Origin of the sequence: Ramlibacter sp. Leaf400 (assembly GCF_001424545.1) — a bacterium.
Lineage (GTDB): Bacteria > Pseudomonadota > Gammaproteobacteria > Burkholderiales > Burkholderiaceae_C > Ramlibacter.
This window is the reverse complement of record NZ_LMQL01000004.1, coordinates 26,477-44,876: the sequence shown is the minus strand read 5'-3', so window position 1 is coordinate 44,876 and position 18,400 is coordinate 26,477. Positions and strand designations below refer to the sequence as shown.

The following is an 18,400-nucleotide window of genomic DNA, read 5'->3' as shown; positions in this document are numbered from 1 at the left end:
CCTTTGATTGTTTTTTTATTGTACATTCGCCGCACCCTGCCAAACCACTTTGCAAGAGAGAAGGACAGCATGCTCGGACTCCAGATCCTCAAACGGACCCGCCAGGTGTCGGACCGCCACGTCCAGGCCTTCAAGGGCCTTCCGGTCGCCAACGTCAGCGACTGCATGACGCGCATGACGGCGGGCGGCGCCCGCCTGCGGCCCATGCACAAGAGCGGCTACCTGGCCGGGCCGGCGCTGACCGTGAAATGCCGCCCGGGCGACAACCTGATGATCCACAAGGCGCTCACGATGGCGCAGCGGGGCGACGTGATCGTGGTCGACGCCGGCGGCGACCTGACCAACGCGCTCTTCGGCGAGATCATGGTCGCGTCGTCCAAAGGCCGCGGCGTGGCCGGCGTGGTGCTGAACGGCGCCGTGCGCGATTCCGAGGAGATCGGCGAGGGCGACTTCCCCCTGTACGCCGCGGGCGTGACGCACCGCGGCCCCTACAAGGACGGCCCGGGCGAGATCAACGTGCCGGTCGCCATCGACGGCATGGTCATCCATCCCGGCGACCTGGTGCTGGGCGACGCCGACGGCCTGCTGTGCGTGCCCTTCGACAGCGTCGAGGAGGTCCTGGCCGCCACGCTCAAGAAGATGGAAGCGGAAAAGAAGACGCTCGCGGACATCGCCGCGAACAAGCTGGACACCGCCTGGATCGACGCCACGCTCAAGCGCATCGGCTGCAACCCGGACCCGCAGTGACATGAAGACCGGCGAAAAGCGAGTGGTCCGCTCGGACCTCTGGATCAACCCCGCGTTCGATGAGCGCCTGGCCCGCGAACCGGCCGTGTCCCTCTCCGTCTTCCAGGTGCGCGGCCAGGCCGCCGCGGCCTGGGACCTGCTGGGCGCTGCCCACGTCTACCACGTGTCGGCCGCCAAGGACGAGCTGCCCCCGGAATGGTTCGCCAAGGCCGACCTGCTGGCGCGCTGCCCCGACCTGCTGTGCGTGTCGTCCAGCGGCGCCGGCTACGACACCGTCGACGTGGCCGACTGCACCGCGGCCGGCGTCCTGGTCGTCAACCAGGCGGGCGCCAATGCCCCTTCCGTCGCGGAACACACGCTCGGGCTCATGCTGGGCGTCTCCCGCCGGATGCTGGAGAGCGACCGCCGCATGCGGCGCGAAACGGGCTTCTCGCGCGAGGACGTGATGGGCCACGAGATCCGCGGCAAGACCCTGGGCCTGGTGGGCATCGGCCACATCGGCCGGCGCGTCGCGGCGCTGGGCCAGGCCTTCGGCATGGACGTCATCGCGACCGACCCCTTCCTGTCGCCGGAAGAGATCGCCAGCCGGGGTGCGCGCGCCGTCTCGTTCGACGAGCTCGTCGAGCAATCCGACTTCGTGTCGCTGCACTGCCCGCGCGACGCCAGCACGCTCAAGCTGATGAACGCGTCCACCTACGGGCGGATGAAGAAGGGCGCGATCTTCATCAGCACCGCGCGCGGAGGCATCCACGACGAAGCGGCGCTGGTCGAGGCGCTGCGCTCCGGCCACCTCGCGGGCGCCGGCCTGGACGTGTGGGACCAGGAGCCCCCGCCCCTGGACCATCCGCTGCTGGCCATGGACAACGTCTTCGCCACCTTCCACACCGCCGGCGTGACCCACGAGGCCCGCCGCAACGTCGCCAGCATGGCGGCGGAACAGATCGCGGGCCTGCTGGCCGGCGAGCGGCCGCCGCGCCTCATCAACCCCGAGGCCTGGTCCGCCTACGAGAAGCGGCGCGCCCGGATCCTGGGCTGAAGCGTCCACGAACCACCCATCCTTTTTTTTTCCAGAACCGAGGAGACATCCCCCATGCAACGCATCCCCTCCACCCTGCGCCGCCTGCTGCCGGCCCTGCTGCTGTCGGCCGTGGCCGCCGCCCCCAGCGTGGCGTTCGCCGCCTACCCGGAGCAGCCGATCAAGATGATCGTGGCCTACGCCCCCGGCGGCGGCACCGACATCCTGGCCCGCACGGCGGCCCAGTTCATCGCCAAGCACCTGGGCAACAACGCCAGCATCGTCGTGGTCAACCGCCCCGGCGCGGGCGGCGGCATCGGCTTCTCCGAGATCGCCAGGGCGCCGGCCGACGGCTACACGATCGGCTTCCTGAACACGCCCAACGTGCTGACGATCCCGATCGAGCGCAAGTCGAACTTCCACTGGCAGGACTTCGACCTGCTGGGCAACCTGGTGGACGACCCCGGCAACTTCTCCGTGCACGCGGACAGCCCGCACAAGAGCCTCAAGGACCTGGTGGCCTTCGCCAAGGCCAACCCGGGCGCGGTGACCTACGGGACCACCGGCATCGGCTCCGACGACCACATCGCCACGCTGGCCTTCGAGCGCGCCGCGGGGATCAAGATGACGCACGTGCCCTTCAAGGGCGCCGCCGAAGTCCACAAGGCCATCGTCGGCAAGGACATCACGGTGGCGGCGATGAACATCGGCGAGGCCCTGCAGTACGTCAAGGGCGGCAGCGCGATGCGCCAGCTGGGCCAGATGAGCACCACCCGCACCGCGCTGGCGCCCAACGTGCCCACGTTCAAGGAGCAGGGCTACGACATCATCATGGCGTCGCTGCGCGGCATCGGCGCGCCCAAGGGCCTGCCGCCCGCCGTGCGCGACCAGCTCGCCGCCGCCGTGCAGAAGGCCGCCAACGATCCGGAGTTCCAGGCCAAGGCCGCCGGCTTCTTCGCGCCGTTGCGCTTCCTGCCGCCGGCCGCCTACGCCACCGAGCTGAAGGACGCCGAGGCCGGCTTCAAGCAGCTGTGGCAGGCCATGCCCTGGGGAGAGAAGTAAACCTCGATGCCGCCCGACCTTTCGGGCGGCAGCACGGTCGCGCCGCACCGTGCCGCCGCCCCGACCCCCGTCGACAGGCCCCTGGCCCTGCCCGCCCGGCTGGGCCATGTCCTGTGCCTGGATGACTTCGAAGCCGCGGCGCGCCGGCACCTGCCCGCGCCGGTGTTCGCGTACGTGTCCGGCGGCGTGGAGCGCAACCAGTCGCTGCGGGCCAACGAGCGCGCTTTCGACGACTACGAGTTCGTGACCCGGGTGCTGATCGACACCTCGAAGCGATCGACCGAGACGACGCTCCTGGGCCGCACCTGGTCGGCGCCCTTCGGCATCGCACCCATGGGCATCAGCGCCCTGTCGGCCTATCGCGGCGACCTGGTCCTCACGCAGGCGGCCGCCCGCGAGAACCTGCCCATGATCATGAGCGGGTCGTCGCTGATCCGCATGGAGGAGATCGCCAAGGCGAACCCGCAGGCCTGGTTCCAGGCCTACCTGCCGGGCGCCGAGGCGGAGATCGTCGCGCTGGTCGAGCGGGTGAAGGCGGCCGGCTACGGCACCCTGGTGGTCACCCTGGACGCCTCCATCGCGTCCAACCGCGAGAACAACATCCGCGCGGGCTTCTCCACGCCCCTGCGGCCCAGCGTTCGCCTGGCCTGGGAAGGCCTCACACACCCGCGCTGGCTGTTCGGCACCTTCCTGAAGACGATCGCCCGGCACGGCATGCCGCACTTCGAGAACAACTACGCACGGCGAGGCGCCCCCATCCTCTCGGCCAGCGTCCTGCGCGATTTCTCCGACCGCGGCCACCTGGGCTGGCAGCACATCCGGATGATCCGAAAGATGTGGCCCGGCCAGATGGTGGTCAAGGGCATCCTGGACGTGCGCGACGCGCGCCTGTCCATCGAGAACGGCGCGGACGGCATCATCGTGTCCAACCACGGCGGCCGGCAGCTGGACGGCACGGTGTCGCCGATGCGGGTGCTGCCGCGCATCGTGCAGGCCTGCCCGGAGGTGCCCGTGATGATCGACAGCGGTTTCCGGCGCGGCACCGACGTGCTCAAGGCGCTCGCGCTGGGCGCCCGGTTCGTCTTCGTCGGCCGGCCCTTCAACTACGCGGCCTCGGTCGCCGGCGAGGCCGGCGTGCGCAAGGCGATCTCGCTGCTGCGAGAAGAGGTGTCGCGCGACATGGCCATGCTGGGCGTGACGACCGTTGCCGACATCCGTGACGACTTCCTGATGCCCCGCCACGCCGGCGCGGGCGCTCCCGTGTAGACCCGAAAGTCCTGACACATGCACCGATTCGACCCGTCCGCCAAGGGCGTCTACCTCATCACCGTCACCCCGTTCACCGATGCCGGCGCGCTCGACCTCGCGAGCACCGACCGCATGGTGGACTTCTGCCTGGAGCGCGGCGTCACCGGCCTGACCATCCTCGGGATCATGGGCGAGGCCACCAAGCTCACCGCCGAGGAGGCCAAGGCCTTCACCCGACAGGTCGTCCAGCGCGTGGGCGGCCGCGTGCCCACCGTGGTCGGGGTGTCCTCGCCCGGCTTCGCCGCCATGGGCGAGCTCACGAAAGCCGTGATGGACCTGGGCGCTTCCGGCGTGATGGTGGCGCCGCCTTCCACCGTGCGCACCGACGACCAGATCGCCGGCTACTTCGACATGGTCAACGAGACGCTGGGCGCGGTGCCCTGGTGCCTGCAGGACCATCCCGTGGCCACCGGCGTGCAGATGTCGACCGCAGTGGTGCTGCGCATCCTGAAGAACTCGCCGCACTGCGTGATGCTCAAGCACGAGGACTGGCCGGGCCTGGCCAAGCTCTCGGCGATCCGCGCCGCCGGCGACAAGGGCGAGGTGCGGCGCGTGTCCATCCTCACCGGCAACGGCGGCGGCCTGTTCCTGCCCGAGGAGCTGTCGCGCGGCGCCGATGGCGCCATGACCGGCTTCGCCTGGCCCGAGATGATGGTCGACGTGGTCGCGGCCCATGCCCGCGGCGACGTCGAGCGGGCCCATGACCTCTTCGACGCCTACCTGCCGCTGGCGCGCTACGAGCAGCAGGCCGGCATCGGCCTGGCGGTGCGCAAGCACCTGCTGCACGAGCGCGGCGCCATCGCGTCGGCGTTCATCCGCAAGCCGGGGCCCAGGCTCTCGGCCCCCGACCTCGCCGACATCGCCCGCCTGGTGCGCCGGCAGGACAAGCGCCTGAGCGAACTCGGATAACCGGAGACATCCATGCCCATGCCTTCCCCTTCCGCTCCCCCCGCGATGGACCTCGACCCGAAGGTCGTCGAAACCCTTTCGAAGGTCACCACGGCCACGATCACCACCGTGCTGCTCAAGAAGGGCCTGCGCAACGTCTGGCTGCGCGGCTCGCGGCCGATCCGCACCGGCCAGCCGCGGCTGGTGGGCCGAGCTTTCACGCTGCGCTTCGTTCCGGCCCGCGAGGACCTGGCCACGCCCGAGTCCTGGGGTTCGCCCCTCTCCACCCGCGCCGCCATCGAGGACATGCCGGCCGGCTGCATCGCCGTGGTCGACGCGATGGGCGTGCAGGACGCCGGCATCTTCGGTGACATCCTCTGCGCCCGCATGGCCAGGCGCGGCATCACCGCCCTGGTCACCGACGGCGTGGTGCGCGATGTGCAGGGCGTGCTGGGCACGAACCTGCCCGTGTGGTGCAGCGGCGCGGCCGCGCCCGCGTCCGTCGCCGGCCTGACGTTCGTGGCGTGGCAGCAGCCCATCGCGTGCGGCGGCGTGGCCGTGTTCCCCGGGGATGTGATGGTGTGCGACGACGACGGCGCCGTGCTGATCCCGGCCGCCCTGCTCGACCAGGTGCTGCAGGAGGCGCCCGAGCAGGAGCGCCTGGAGGGCTGGATCATGGACGAGGTGAACCAGGGCGCCGCCCTGCCCGGCCTCTACCCGCCGAACGCGGAGAACAAGGCGCGCTACCAGGCGGCGATGGCGAAGGACAAGCGCTAGGGAGCGCCCGGGTCTCGCGCGCGCCGGCTCGCGCGGGGCCCTTCCTCAGCCGACCTGCTTCAGCGCCTTGTCGAAGAAGTCCACCGTGCCGAAGTTGCCGGACTTCAGCGCCAGCAGCAGCGGCCGGCCCTCGACCTGCGTCCAGGGCACGCCCGGGTCGATCGGGCCGCCGATGCGCAGTTGCGTGGCGCCCAGCGCCTGCACCACGGCGCCCGACGTCTCGCCGCCGGCGACCACCAGGCGCCGCACGCCAAGATCGACCAGCCCGCGCGCCACCTGGGCGAGGCAGTCCTCGACCAGCTGGCCGGCGCGCCCCGCGCCCAGCGTGGACTGCACCTCCCGCACGCGGTCCGCCGCCTCGGTGGCATAGACGAGCACCGGCCCCGCGGCCAGCAGCGGACGCGCCCAGTCCAGCGCGCGCTCGGCGAGCGGCTGGCCCTGGGCGAGCGCGAGCGCATCAACCTGCAGCGCCGGGCGGCCGGCCTCGATCCAGTGCTTCACCTGCGCATTCGTCGCCGTCGAGCAGGAGCCCGACAGCACCGCGGCGTGGCCGCCCACGGAGGGCAGGTCCGCGGCCGCGGCATCCGGCTGGATCCAGCCCTGCGCCTGGTACACCGCGGGCAACCCGAGCGCGACGCCAGACCCCGCGGTGATCAACGGCAGCCCGGCGCAGGCCGCAGCCAGCGTTTTCAGATCGTCGTTGCCGATCGCGTCGGCGACCGCGAGCCGCACGCCCTGGGCGCGCAGCCGATCGAAGCACTCGCGTGTCGCCGCCTCGCCCCGGGCCACGTCGTCGTAGCGCACCAGCCCCACCTTGCCGCGCGACTGGGCCTGCAGCACCCGCACCAGGCTGGCGTCGGCCATGGGCGTGAGCGGGTGGTGGCGCATGCCCGAGTCGGACAGCAGCTCGTCGCCGACGAACAGGTGGCCGCGGAACACCGTGCGGCCGTTCTCCGGGAAAGCGGGGCAGGCGATGGCGAAGTCGCTGCCCAGCGCGTCCAGCAGGGCTTCGGCCACCGGCCCGATGTTGCCCTGCGCGGTGGAGTCGAAGGTGGAGCAGTACTTGAAGTAGAACTGGCGCGCACCGCCGGCCTGCAGCCAGCGCAGCGCCGCGAGCGATTCGCGCACCGCGTCGGCCGCCGGGGTGGTGCGCGACTTGAGCGCCACCACCACGGCATCGGCCTCCGGCACGGGGCCATCGGGCACGCCGATCACCTGCACGGTGCGCATGCCCGCGCGCACCAGCATGCTGGCGACGTCGGTCGCGCCGGTGAAGTCGTCGGCGATCACGCCGAGCACGAGGCGACGGGGCGCTTCAGTCATGCGAACCTCACGCGGTGGCGGCCGGGGTGCGGCGCTTCAGCAGCGGCGCCACGAAGCTCCAGGCCAGCAGACCCAGGGCCACCGTGACCAGCGAGCCGACCAGGCCGTTGCTGAAGAAGATCCCGAGCGAGCCGTTGGACAGCAGCATCGACTGCCGGAAGGCATCCTCGGTCTTGTCGCCCAGCACCATGGCCAGGATCAGCGGCGCGATCGGGTAGTCGAGCTTCTTGAAGACGTAGCCGACGACGCCGAAGCCCATGGCCAGGTACACGTCGAACATCTTGCCGCCGATGGTGTAGGCGCCGATCAGGCACACCACCACGATCAGCGGGCCGATGATGGCGAACGGCGCCCGCAGGATCGCGGCGAACAGCGGGATGGTGGCCAGCACCAGCACGATGGCCACCACGTTGGCCATGTACATCGAGGCGATCAGGCCCCAGACGAAATCGGCGTGCTCGATGAAGAGCATCGGCCCGGGCTGCAGGCCCCAGATCATCAGGCCGCCCATCATCACCGCCGCCGTGGCCGAGCCCGGCACGCCCAGCGCCAGCATGGGCAGCAGGGCCGAGACGCCCGCCGAGTGGTCGGCCGTCTCGGGCGCGACCACGCCCTCGGGCTCGCCCTTGCCGAAGTTGTCGCGCCGGCGCGAGAAGCGCTTGGCGATGCCGTACGACATGAACGAAGCCGCCGTCGGGCCGCCGGGCGTGATGCCCATCCAGCAGCCGATCGCCGTGGAGCGCAGCAGCGTCCAGGCGTAGGCCGGCATCTCCTTGGCCGCCTGCCACACGGTGCGCCAGCTCATGCGCGCATGCAGGCCCTTGAACGCCAGGCCCTCCTCCACCGTCACCAGCAGTTCGCCGATGCCGAACAGGCCGACCACCGCCGCCAGGAAGGAGACGCCGCCCACCAGCAGGTCCGACCCGAACGTCATGCGCATCTCGCCCGAGACCGTGTCGGTGCCCACGCCGGCCAGGATCAGGCCCAGCAGCAGCGCCGCGATGGTCTTCAGCGGCTTGCCCCCGCTCATGCCCGCGTAGCTGCAGAAGGTGAGCAGGTACACGGCGAAGTACTCGGCGGGGCTGAACTTCAGGGCGAAGCCGGCGATGGCGTTGGCCACCAGCGTCACCACCACCACGCCCGCCAGCGCGCCGAAGCCGGCCGACAGGAAGGCGATGGCCAGCGCCCGCGCGGCGTCGCCCTTGCGCGCCATCGGGTGGCCGTCGAAGGTCGTGGCCACCGAGGAAGGCTCGCCGGGGATGTTGAACAGGATCGACGTGGTGGAGCCGCCGAACAGCGCGCCCCAGTACATCGACGACAGCAGGATGATCGCCGCCACCGGCGTCATGGTGAACGTGAGCGGCAGCAGCAGCGTCACGCCGTTGGGCGCGCCCAGCCCCGGCAGCACACCGACCAGGATGCCCAGCAGCACGCCCGCCACCATCAGCGACAGGTGGTAGACGCTGAAGGCGGTCTGGAAGCCGCCCATCAGGAGATTCAGTTGGTCCAGCATTGCGTCAGAAGCCCAGCCAGTTTTCGATGGGGCCCTTGGCCAGCGACACGCCGAACCAGAACTCGAACACCAGGAAGAAGAGCACCGTGGTCACGATGCCCAGCGCGGCCGCGCGCGCCCACCCCTGCCCGCCATGGCGGTGCGCCATGAAGGCCAGGTAGACCGCCGCGGTGAGGTAGATGCCCAGCCAGGGCATCGCCACCACCATCACCAGGGTGGGCCACAGCAACGAGAAGCTGCGCCCGAATTCCTCGCGCGTGGCGAAGCTGCCCGGGATCGCCGTGCGCACCGACTGCAGCAGGATGAGGAGGCTCACCACCAGCAGCAGCCCGCCCAGCCGCAGGGGCACGTAGCCGGCCTGCGGCCCGGTCGTGCCCCAGCCGGTGTCCAGCTGCAGCGAACCGGCGATGACGGCGGAGGCGAACACCCCCAGCGTCGCGGCGGTGGCGATCTCCAGGGTGCGGCGGGACACTGCCACGTCAGCGCCCGCCCGGCCGCCCGAAGGGCGCTGAGGGCCCCCTCGGGGGGCAGGGAGTTACACGCAGTGAACGAACGTGGGGGCTCGTCATGTCAGTCCTTCAGGAGCCAGCCGTCCTGGCTGAACTGGACCTTGTGGTTGGCCTTGTCGTTGGCGATGTAGCGCGCCAGCTCGGTGCCGGTAATGAACATGTCGCTCTGCAGGCCCTTGTGCAGCCACTCCTTGAACTCGGGCTTCTCGCGCACCTGCGCCATCACCTTGCGGAAGTACTCGGACTGCTCGGGCGTGATGTCGCCCATGGCCCACACGGTGCGCGGCATGCGGAACTCCTCGACCGCGATGCCCTGCTCCTTGCAGGTGGGGATGTCGTTCCAGCCGATGTCGCCGGCCACCTTGTCCTTCATGGGCAGGCGCTGCTTGGCGAACACGCACAGCGGCCGCACCTTGCCGGCGCGCCAGTGCGAGATGTTCTCCGAAGGGTTGTTGGTGTTGGCCTCGACGTGGCCGCCGGCCAGCTGCACCGCGACCTCGCCGCCCGACTTGAAAGGCACGTAGGTGACGGTGATGCCCGTGGCCTTCTCCACCTGGCGCGTGAGGATGTGGTCGGTGTCCTTGGACTGCGCGCCGCCCATCTTGAACCCGCCGTTCTTGGCCTTCGCCGCGGCGATCAGCTCCCGGGCGGTCTTGTACGGGCCTTCGGCGTTGGACCAGAGGATGAATTCGTCGGCCGCCATGATGGCCACCGGCGTCACGTCGTCGATGCTGTAGCCCACCTTGGTGATCATGGGCATCAGGTAGGCCAGGTTGGTGGAGAACACCAGCTTGTGCGGGTCGCCCTTGGCCGCCTTGGCCGCGATCAGGCCCTCGGTGCCGGCGCCGCCGCTCTTGTTGCTGACCACCACGGGCACCGGCATCAGCTTGTACTTCTGCACCACCGACTGCACGACCCGCGCGAACTGGTCGGTGCCGCCGCCGGGGCCGGCGGTGACGATGAATTCGACCGGGCGCGAGGGCTTCCAGTCGGCGGCGATCGCGGGCAGGGCCGCGGCGGCCACGAGGGCGACCGCGCCGGCTTGGGCGAGGGAGGCGAAAGGCTGGGGCATGGTGTCTCCTTGGGGGGTGGGGTCGTGCGGGCCGCGCTTCAGCGGCCCTGCGGGAAGAAGTGGGCGTCCTGCTGGCGGCGCAGCGACAGCAGTTCCGAGCCGGGCTCGATGGCGATGTCGGCCAGGCGGATCGGCTGGCCGGCGGCGACGTCGCGCACCAGCAGGCGGTTGGCGGCCAGGTAGAACGGCGCGGGCGCTTCATCGCCCAGAGGGGCGGCCGCGATCAGGTCGGCCGCGACACCGGCGATGGCGTGGTGATGGCCGCCCATCTCCAGCCGGGTGCCGGACTTGAGCGCCTGCGTCGCGCGGGCCACCAGGTCCAGCACCGGCTTGGGCTGCTGCGCGCCGCTGGAGCGGCCGAGGACGACCGCGTCGAGCACGCTGGTCGCCGCCTCCAGCCCCAGCAGGTGGCGCGGGATGGACAGCATGGCGTGCTTCTTGTCGCGGCTCAGGACGTGGCCCTTGCCATCCAGCAGGCGCCAGGTCTCCTCGTCCTCGCAGCGCACGACCACGAACACGCCGCCCGCCAGGCTCACCTCCTGCGGCGCGCGCAGGCAATGGAAGACGTCCAGCGTGCCGGGGCGCTCCAGCAGGCCGCCGGCCTCGCGCGGCACGAAGGCGGTGGGCACCTCGGTGATGCGGGCGATGGGCGCGTGCAGGTCCTTGCGGTCGGCCACCAGGCCGGTGGAGTTGGCCACCACCAGCAGCTCGCACAGGTCGGGCACGGCGCGCTGCGGCAGGGCGGCGCAGGCCTCGGCGCGGGCGCGCGCGAGCGTGGCGACATCGCCATCGCCCAGCGTCCACAGCATCCCGAAGCCGGGCGCCGGGATGCGCCTGCCGTTGCTCTCGATGGTCTCGGCCTTGGCGTCGAAGACGAAGTCGTACTCGCTGGACTTGCCGGCCGAGACGATCTCCAGGCCCAGCGTCTGCGCCCAGGTGACCAGGCCGATCAGCAGCGAGGGCTGGTCGCCGTCCACCGGCGTCACGACACGGCCCTTCTGCTGCGCCAGGTGCGCCAGCCCGGGGCCGACCACGCTGTCGACTTCCTTGGAGGTCAGGGCCACGTGCAGGCCGGCCTCGATCGCCAGCCGCGCATGGCGCGCGCCCGCCTCCGGATGGCCGGTGGCCTCGATCAGCAGGTCCAGCGGCAGGCCCAGGACCACCGACACGTCGCCGGCGGCGATGTGCAGGCCGCGCTGCCAGGCAGAAGCCGCCTGCTCGGGCGTCTCGCAGACGGCGAACTGGTCGGGCGACAGGCCGATGGAGCGCAGGGCCTCGGCGGCGATGCCGGCCTCGCGGTCCACCGCCACGCGGCACTTCACCAGGGGGATGCGCAGCGCCTGCGCCAGGAAGCTGCGGCCGAAGCCGCCGCTGCCGACGACGCAGGTCTCGACGGGGCGTTGGGCGGCGGCGTAGTGGGTCAGGAGATTCATGGGTCCGCGACTATTGCATGCAATCTTGCGGACCGATCTCCGTAATTCCCCGTATATGGCTCGTTATTGACATGGATTGCATGCACCACACAATACCGGTCCATGACCTCCTTTCCGGAAGACCGCGGCACGCGCACGCTGGTGGCGGCCCGCCGGCTGCGTGAACTGATCGTCTCGGGCTCGCTGACGCCCGGCCAGCGCATCACCGAGCGGCTGGTGTCCGACCAGCTGGAGGGCATGTCGCGCACGCCCCTGCGCGAGGCCTTCAAGATCCTGGAAGCCGAGGGCCTGGTGCGCATCGAGCCCAACCGGGGCGCGGTCGTCACCGCCCTGTCCGTGGAAGAAGTGGCCGCGGCCATCGAGGTGCTGATCGGGCTGGAGACCCTGGCGGCCGAACCGGCCTGCGAGCAGATCACCGACGCCGAGCTCGCCGCGATCGGGGAACTGCATGCAAGCATGGAGCAGGCCTGGCGCGACGGCGACCTGATGACCTACTTTCGCCTCAACCAGGCCATCCACCAGCGCATGGTGGACGCCGCCCGCAACCCGGTGCTCTCGCGCATCTACGCCAGCGAGTGCGCGCGCATCCAGCGCTACCGCTACGCCGGCAACCAGCAGCACGAGCGCTGGGAGCGGGCCGTGCAGGAGCACGCCACCGTGCTGGACGCGCTGCGCCAGCGCGCCGGTGCCGTGCTGCGGGAACTGCTGCGCCAGCACCACCGCAACGGCTGGGTCGTCTCGCGCCAGCTGCTGCAGACGCGCGACGCGGCGGCGGATGCGCCGCCCCGCGCCGGCCGCAAGCCCGCCGTGCACTGAACAGCAGCCTCACGCCCGCGCGCCGACGCGGGCTACAGCCGCGACCTCATCGCCCTGCCCCAGGCGTTGCCGCCGGCCAGGTTGAACTGGGCGTTCCAGCAGAACAGGCCGCGGATGCCGGGGTGGCTGGCCTTCACCGCTTCCCATTCCCGGATGCAGTCCTGCAGCGATGGACCCCTGGTGGCGTCGGCGGCCAGGCCCAGCATCACCTTGTCGGCGCCCAGGTCGCGCACCCAGTCGTCGGTGCGGTTGCGGATGAAGCCCGGGGCGTTGAAGCCCGACCAGCCGTAGTACTGGGGCGCCGCCCAGCTCAGCACGCCCGCTTCGGCCATCGCCTTGAGCAACGCGCGGTCCTCCAGCGAGTTCGGCTCCGGCGGGGCCGTGATGGCGAAGTCCGGCCCGTACCAGGCCTTCAGCTGCTGCGCGATCCAGACCATCTCGGCGGGCGAGGAGCCGACCTTCGCCTCGAAGTTGTTGAAGTCGCAGCCATCCACGCCGCCCAGCCGGTCGTGCATGCCCCGGAACGAGTCGACGAAGTTGCGGCTCTTGCGCCGGTCGTCGAAATTGAAGCCCGCACGCTCGCCGCCGACCGTGAGGATCACCTTCTGCCCGCGGGCGCGGCACCGCTGGACCTGCGCGGAGGGGACCTCGGCGTGGTGCTCGAACCGGAACGAGCCGTCGCCCACGTTGTTCCAGCTGCCGTTGGCCCTGGGGCCGGCGGGCTTCGCGTGGAACAGGTAGATCACGGCGAATTCGCCGGGGACGTCGCTGATCGCGTACGTCCGGGTGTCCCACGCGGCGTAGTAGCAGGCCAGCACCCTGGCCGAGGGGCGTGGCTGCGAATGCACGGCCTGCGAGCGTGAAGGCACGGCCACCCCGCAACCCAGGAGGGCCGACGGCAGGGTGGCCAGCAGCGCCCGGCGCCCGAGGTCCGGGGATCGAAAACCACGGTGAGCACTCATCGCGCAGATGGTATGCGGGCCGGCTTTAACCCGTTTGCTGCAGGAGGAAGACGAAACCATGCACTCCAAACGCATCCTTGTTGATGCGGCGCGCGTCGCCCTGCGGAGGGCGGTGCGCACGCAGGCATCCCGGACGATGCCTCGCCCGGAAATGATTCGCCGGAGTAATACAGGCCCATGCGATGACCCCGGCACCTTCTAGCAACGGCGCGCGCCCCGCACGCCAAGTCACTCCTGCGCAGTCAGCGCGAGAAACGTGACAGCGCCCGCTGGCAGCAACTGAATCACGTTTCTTGCAGCATCCTCGGTACTCAAGCCCCATTGGTTGCTCATGGCGTAGGTGTAGTCGTTGACGTGGAACAATTCCTCGTCATCGCTGAAGTACCGAGCTGGGTTCTTGTCCGCGAATTGCTCCATCAGCTCACCAGCCTTGAGCAAGCCTGGTGCCTTGAGGAACATGGTCGTGCGTCTCCATGGCACCGCCTCGTTGATCTTCTCTGGGGTAATACCATGCTTGATCGCTTCGCGGACCACCTCGAACATAAATCTTCTTTTGGGCAAACCAGTGGAGGTCCCGAAAGATGTCGTCACTTCGTACTTTGTGAAGTCGCGCCCACTAGCTTCGGCCTTCTCCTGTTGATTTGCCTTGTCGCGGATGGCGATCTGGTAAGCCTGCGCTTCTGGCAATGGAATCACCTGCTGCACGTCGATCACGAAATACCCTCCGACGCGCAGCGGCTGCAGGCGTACACACGTGACGTCCAGTCCTTGACTGTTCAGCCACAGCACGGTGGTTGTGATTTCACGCGAGAAGTCCGCAGAGGCAAGGACGATCCTTACCTTTGTACTCAATGTGATGGGGCCTTCTGGCGCATCCAGAAACTCACGTACTCGCGCCTCAGCTGTGCTTCCTTCAGTCCCTTTATTCGCGAGGTATGCCGCGTGAGCAGCGACGGCCTGCTGAAAGGTCATTGCGGAGACCATTGCAGCGTACCGGAGCGCCTGCAGTTCCAGATGACCGCCATCGTCTGTTCGCTTGAGCTCAACGACCACCAGCTGTCGATCCTTGTCCAAGCACAGCAGGTCGATTCGGCGCTTGGCATCTTCCCAGCGTCCGAACTCCTCGGTGAGGACCAACGTGCCGGGGGCAATAACTTCGATGTTGTTTTTAAGCGCGCGTTGCAAGTGTTCGCGCTCTTTCACTCCCAGAGCGGCGAACTGCGACGGGGCCACGGCCGCGAGCGAAACGTTTTCAAGGTTGAACTTGTAGATGGCCATGTTCAGAGGTGGCGGGGAATTGACAGACCGCTCAGTCCATCTGGGCCTTCAGGCCTTCACTCAGCGTACTGGAATCGGGTGCCTGGAATTCCTTGCTTCTCAAGGCGACGACGCGTCTGGGCAAGCGCATGTTCGCTGCCGAACGCGAAAAGGAACGGTGCATGCGAGGCATAGTAAAACGCGAAGAGTCCACTCTCCTTTAGCCAAGCGAGTTTCGCCGCTCGCTGATTCAGCGCAGGCGTTCCAGGCGATCGCAGGGTGCTCTGGTCGAAGGTGACAACACACCTGACAGAGGGGTCCGCCAGCTGCATGCATATGAGATCAAGGCTCGCGTGAGATCTGGTGACACGCTGCGACACTCGTGCGGGATGATAAACACCGGTGTCTGGATCGTTCAGGATCGCGTAGGCCTCCGGCCTTCGATCGCGAAGCAGGGGGATGCGAGTGAGTCTCTCGTAATCAGAATGAAGTTCCTTCGGAACGAATCCCGACTCCGCATAGAGCGGCGCCCACTCAGCGAACGTCGCGCTCCAAAGCCTTTTCACTGCGTCGTACGAGTCACCGAGGTAGGCGCGTTTCATGTTTCACCCCAAGAACCTGTTCATCTCGAAACGTATGCCCCCACCTCACGGCCTTCAGGGCTCGAGAGGTCACCCATGACAACTGCCTCCATGCTGGGACCGATCGATCATGGAACTTGGCCTGCGGTGCGTTCGGCGAGAGCCAAGGCAACGGCACGCGCGTCCTCCCGAGCGGTAAAGAGATGCTCCAGCCGGCATTCACCGAATTCGCGCTCAAGCTCCCACTGCCGTATCGGGTGGTTCCCAAATCTGTAGCTGCGCGTCGAACGCGAGGAACTTGGGATCCGGTACACACCAAAACTGCGAGGTAAGGTGAGAGGGCCGTCGCTCCTTACCGCGTTTGGGGTGATGGCGCGTCGAAGAATAGGATCAATTGAATCTCTCACAGGCGATCTCCCATCTGCCCGAGTGGCGATGCATGCTTGCAAGGACTCCCGGTCAGCACGCTGGCTCGGCACTGGCACTATTGCCGATAGCGAAGCTCTGCAGTTGATTGCCTGACTCTTTTGGGCTAGTCGGCCTGCGCAGGCGACTCACTTCACGCCGCTCGACGCCGCGGCTGCGCCTGATGGATTGCGTACTCCAGAACCTCAGTGACGTTGTCCAGATGGAGCGTGAACTGTTGCGGTCCTTTCGCCATGGCGTTCTCAAGCAGATTCAGCCACCGGTAGCCTTCGAGCGCTCGCACGTACATCTGTTCGGGTGAGAGCTCTGACCAGTCGGAGTCCAGAACTTCCTGCAGTCGGTCTCTGTAGTCGATCACTTCGAGAAGGCGCGTACGGCCTTCCGGAGTCTGGCGCGCCAGGAATTCCTCCGGGATCGACTCCCGAGGTCGCAAATTGAGGCCGCGCCGTTGAACTGGCGCAGGGAACTCCGCACGACCGAATCTGGATAGAAGCTCACTGGCGTTGGACGTAGGTAGCACTTGCAGATCGAACCGTGCACTCGGGGGCGGCTCCCCGAGAAAAACACTTCTCAGCCAATCCAGGTTGAACATGCAGGTGCCCTTAGCGAACCGGCATTCTCTCAACGAGAGTGCTCAGCAACATTTCACTGATGCCGGAGGCAAATCACGGAGCATTGAAGAGCACGACATGTCGCAATTATCTGTACGCGCGATCGAGACGCCCCGCACCCACGGCAGATGTGGGACGATCCGGCCGACCTGAGCTATCACAGCGTCGAGGACGCAAGGCGAGGCGGCGTGTATCAAACTCATCCGAGCGCAGCGTTGAACAGTCTTTTTCGGGATCGGCCCTTCCAGGGAGCATCTCCGGATTTGGCTCAGTTCGTTTTCATCGGGTTGGACGCGAACTACGCCCCGGCGCTCGAACAATCGTCCATCTATGACAGCGTGCTCGAGTACCACCGAGACGGAGTGTCGTTCTGGAGACGCCATGGATTTCACCACCCGTTTCTCTCCCCTATGTACCGGGGTGACGGCAGGCGATACCACCAGAACTTCGCGCGTCTTGGTTTCCAGTGCGGCGACGCGGCCAACGTGTCCTTCGTGGAGCTTCTGCACGTTCCGACAGTGGGTCGGAACAAGCTGGAAGTAACGGATTTTTCCGTGGACCACTTGGGATGGATCGATTCACTCATTTCTGCAGGGAAGCCCCAGCATTTCTTTCTTTCGGCGAGTGTGATGCGACTCATGCTGGCAAGCAGACGCTTTGCCTGGCTGACTTCACAAAGTCGTTCATCCGAGATCCTCCCGGTCCTCTACTCCCGAGGGGCGACCAAGGTTCATCTTCATCTTCATCTTTCGAACTACGGCAAGTTCCAGGCCCAGATGGACCAGGAGGCGGCTGCAATTTCCTGGCTTGCCCGCACTGCTTCTAATGACCTGACACTTGGCTTTTTCAGGCTTGGATCAGGCTCGGCCGCTTGCTGAGCCGTACTCGGACCGACAGCTACGCATCCCCTCCGATAGAGTCCTTTCGAAGCTGGACCACGTAGTCCCGGCGACTTTCAGCCCCGGCTCCGGTCCGCCGTCCGATCCTGGAAGAGCCACCGGGGAAGCCGCCCGACATCCTCTTGCTGCATCCTCCGACACCCCCGCGCGGCCCTTACGGTTCTGATAGGACCATCTGCAGTCCCTGCTGGAAGGACCCTCCATGAAGCTCGTACCCATCGCCATCGCCGCCGCCCTGCTTTGCGGCTCCGCCATCGCCCAGGCCCCCGATGCCGCCCAGCGCGCGGAGAACCGCGCGAAGGCTGGTGAAATGGCGGACAAGGCCACCCCCGGCCCCGCCCAGCGCGCCGAGAACCGCGCCAAGGCCGGTGAAATGGCGGACAAGGCCACCCCCGGCCCCGCCCAGCGCGCCAAGAACCGCGCCAAGGCGGCCGAGGTCGCGGACAAGGCCACCCCCGATGCCGCCCAGCGCGCCGAGAACCGCGCGAAGGCCGGCAACGTCGCGGACAAGAGCGTCGACGGTGCCAAGCGCGCGGGCAAGGCGACCAAGCGGGGCGTCGATCGCGCCGCCGAAGTGACCGGCGACGTGACCCGCAAGGCCGCCTCGAAGGTGCGCAACACCGGCGAGGCCATCGCCCGCAAGCTGCCGCCGGGGCCGGCGGAGCGTGGAATGGGCGACGACCGCGGCGGCCGCACGGCCATGGGCGCCGGCCCCGCTGTCAGCAGCGCCTCCACCGACGACCGGGGCGACAGCAACCGGCGCCAGCGCATGGACGACGCCTACGGCAGCTGGCAGCGGCAGCACGGCAGCCGCTGAGCAGCGCGTTCACCGCATGAAAAAACGCCCCGGAAGGGGCGTTTTGCTTTGGTTGCGGGGGCTGTTTCAGACGCCGCCGGTTTCGCCATGGGAGATGCGGCCCAGGCGGACGGCTTCCGCGGCCTGCGCGCGCAGCACCTGCGCGTCCACGGTGGAGCGGATCGGGTCGGCGACGCGCGAACCCGCGGGCTCGATGCTGCGGTTCCTGGCGACTTGCGCGGCCTCGGCCTGGACTTCGGCGCGGGTGCGGCTGCCTTCGAACGAGATCACGTACTGCGAGGCATCGGCTTCGTCGGCGCGCACGCCCGTGGAAGCGGCGGCGGCAAGGGCAGCGATGGCAAAGAGGGCCTTGGTGTTCATGGTGCAAACCTTTCGAGCATTCAG

The 18,400-nt window shown here is 68.4% G+C and carries 19 protein-coding genes; 9 read left to right on the top strand and 10 right to left on the bottom strand.

Annotated elements, in window-relative coordinates:
- The first annotated feature begins 69 nt into the window (after positions 1–69).
- Genes ASG30_RS04375 through ASG30_RS04350 form a run of 6 tightly spaced genes read left to right on the top strand, consistent with a single transcriptional unit; the run spans position 70 to position 5,797 of the window.
- Positions 70–747, top strand: a complete 678-nt coding sequence (locus ASG30_RS04375) for an RraA family protein (RefSeq protein WP_055893197.1) — start codon at positions 70–72, stop codon at positions 745–747.
- A gap of 1 nt (position 748) precedes the next feature.
- Positions 749–1,783, top strand: coding sequence for a hydroxyacid dehydrogenase (locus ASG30_RS04370; RefSeq protein ID WP_055893194.1), 1,035 nt, complete (start codon positions 749–751; stop codon positions 1,781–1,783).
- Positions 1,784–1,837: 54 nt separating this feature from the next.
- Positions 1,838–2,824: a tripartite tricarboxylate transporter substrate binding protein gene (locus ASG30_RS04365; RefSeq protein ID WP_055893191.1), complete on the top strand. Its 987-nt coding sequence runs from the start codon at positions 1,838–1,840 to the stop codon at positions 2,822–2,824.
- A 6-nt stretch (positions 2,825–2,830) separates the two neighbouring features.
- Positions 2,831–4,090, top strand: a complete 1,260-nt coding sequence (locus tag ASG30_RS04360) for an alpha-hydroxy acid oxidase (protein ID WP_055893187.1) — start codon at positions 2,831–2,833, stop codon at positions 4,088–4,090.
- An 18-nt stretch (positions 4,091–4,108) separates the two neighbouring features.
- Complete coding sequence (locus ASG30_RS04355; protein WP_055893184.1) at positions 4,109–5,041, top strand: dihydrodipicolinate synthase family protein; 933 nt, start codon at positions 4,109–4,111, stop codon at positions 5,039–5,041.
- An 18-nt stretch (positions 5,042–5,059) separates the two neighbouring features.
- Positions 5,060–5,797: a ribonuclease activity regulator RraA gene (locus ASG30_RS04350; protein ID WP_442965664.1), complete on the top strand. Its 738-nt coding sequence runs from the start codon at positions 5,060–5,062 to the stop codon at positions 5,795–5,797.
- A gap of 45 nt (positions 5,798–5,842) precedes the next feature.
- Here the strand turns inward: ASG30_RS04350 and otnK are convergent, their stop codons facing one another.
- The 5 genes from otnK to ASG30_RS04325 form a co-directional block, all read right to left on the bottom strand.
- Positions 5,843–7,120, bottom strand: a complete 1,278-nt coding sequence (gene otnK / locus ASG30_RS04345; protein WP_055893180.1) for a 3-oxo-tetronate kinase — start codon at positions 7,118–7,120, stop codon at positions 5,843–5,845.
- Between the two features lie 7 nt (positions 7,121–7,127).
- Positions 7,128–8,630, bottom strand: coding sequence for a tripartite tricarboxylate transporter permease (locus tag ASG30_RS04340; protein ID WP_055893431.1), 1,503 nt, complete (start codon positions 8,628–8,630; stop codon positions 7,128–7,130).
- A gap of 7 nt (positions 8,631–8,637) precedes the next feature.
- Complete coding sequence (locus ASG30_RS04335; RefSeq protein ID WP_082521892.1) at positions 8,638–9,111, bottom strand: tripartite tricarboxylate transporter TctB family protein; 474 nt, start codon at positions 9,109–9,111, stop codon at positions 8,638–8,640.
- Positions 9,112–9,203: 92 nt separating this feature from the next.
- Positions 9,204–10,214 (bottom strand): tripartite tricarboxylate transporter substrate binding protein, encoded by a 1,011-nt coding sequence (locus tag ASG30_RS04330; RefSeq protein WP_055893175.1) that lies wholly within the window; start codon positions 10,212–10,214, stop codon positions 9,204–9,206.
- A gap of 38 nt (positions 10,215–10,252) precedes the next feature.
- Positions 10,253–11,647, bottom strand: a complete 1,395-nt coding sequence (locus ASG30_RS04325; protein WP_055893172.1) for an NAD(P)H-dependent oxidoreductase — start codon at positions 11,645–11,647, stop codon at positions 10,253–10,255.
- A 102-nt stretch (positions 11,648–11,749) separates the two neighbouring features.
- On the opposite strand from ASG30_RS04325, the gene ASG30_RS04320 reads away from it, so the two are divergent.
- Entirely contained in the window at positions 11,750–12,463 is a 714-nt protein-coding gene (locus ASG30_RS04320) for a GntR family transcriptional regulator (RefSeq protein WP_055893171.1), read from the top strand.
- 32 nt (positions 12,464–12,495) lie between these two features.
- Here ASG30_RS04320 and ASG30_RS04315 read toward each other — a convergent pair whose 3' ends face one another.
- The 4 genes from ASG30_RS04315 to ASG30_RS22415 all read right to left on the bottom strand — a co-directional run bounded on the left by ASG30_RS04315 (position 12,496) and on the right by ASG30_RS22415 (position 16,281).
- Positions 12,496–13,425 (bottom strand): glycosyl hydrolase family 18 protein, encoded by a 930-nt coding sequence (locus tag ASG30_RS04315; RefSeq protein WP_162243709.1) that lies wholly within the window; start codon positions 13,423–13,425, stop codon positions 12,496–12,498.
- A 228-nt stretch (positions 13,426–13,653) separates the two neighbouring features.
- Positions 13,654–14,703, bottom strand: a complete 1,050-nt coding sequence (locus ASG30_RS04310) for a hypothetical protein (protein ID WP_055893166.1) — start codon at positions 14,701–14,703, stop codon at positions 13,654–13,656.
- Between the two features lie 56 nt (positions 14,704–14,759).
- On the bottom strand, positions 14,760–15,284 hold the full coding sequence (locus tag ASG30_RS22420; protein WP_156385418.1) for a hypothetical protein: 525 nt from the start codon (positions 15,282–15,284) through the stop codon (positions 14,760–14,762).
- A gap of 538 nt (positions 15,285–15,822) precedes the next feature.
- Entirely contained in the window at positions 15,823–16,281 is a 459-nt protein-coding gene (locus ASG30_RS22415) for a hypothetical protein (protein ID WP_156385417.1), read from the bottom strand.
- 147 nt (positions 16,282–16,428) lie between these two features.
- Here ASG30_RS22415 and ASG30_RS22045 point away from each other — a divergent pair, with 147 nt between their 5' ends.
- The gene (locus ASG30_RS22045) at positions 16,429–17,178 is read left to right on the top strand and encodes a hypothetical protein (RefSeq protein ID WP_200947242.1); all 750 of its coding nucleotides are present in this window, start codon (positions 16,429–16,431) and stop codon (positions 17,176–17,178) included.
- Positions 17,179–17,401: 223 nt separating this feature from the next.
- The gene (locus tag ASG30_RS04300) at positions 17,402–18,016 is read left to right on the top strand and encodes a hypothetical protein (protein WP_055893161.1); all 615 of its coding nucleotides are present in this window, start codon (positions 17,402–17,404) and stop codon (positions 18,014–18,016) included.
- A gap of 66 nt (positions 18,017–18,082) precedes the next feature.
- Here the strand turns inward: ASG30_RS04300 and ASG30_RS04295 are convergent, their stop codons facing one another.
- On the bottom strand, positions 18,083–18,376 hold the full coding sequence (locus tag ASG30_RS04295; protein ID WP_055893156.1) for a DUF4148 domain-containing protein: 294 nt from the start codon (positions 18,374–18,376) through the stop codon (positions 18,083–18,085).
- Positions 18,377–18,400: the final 24 nt, after the last annotated feature.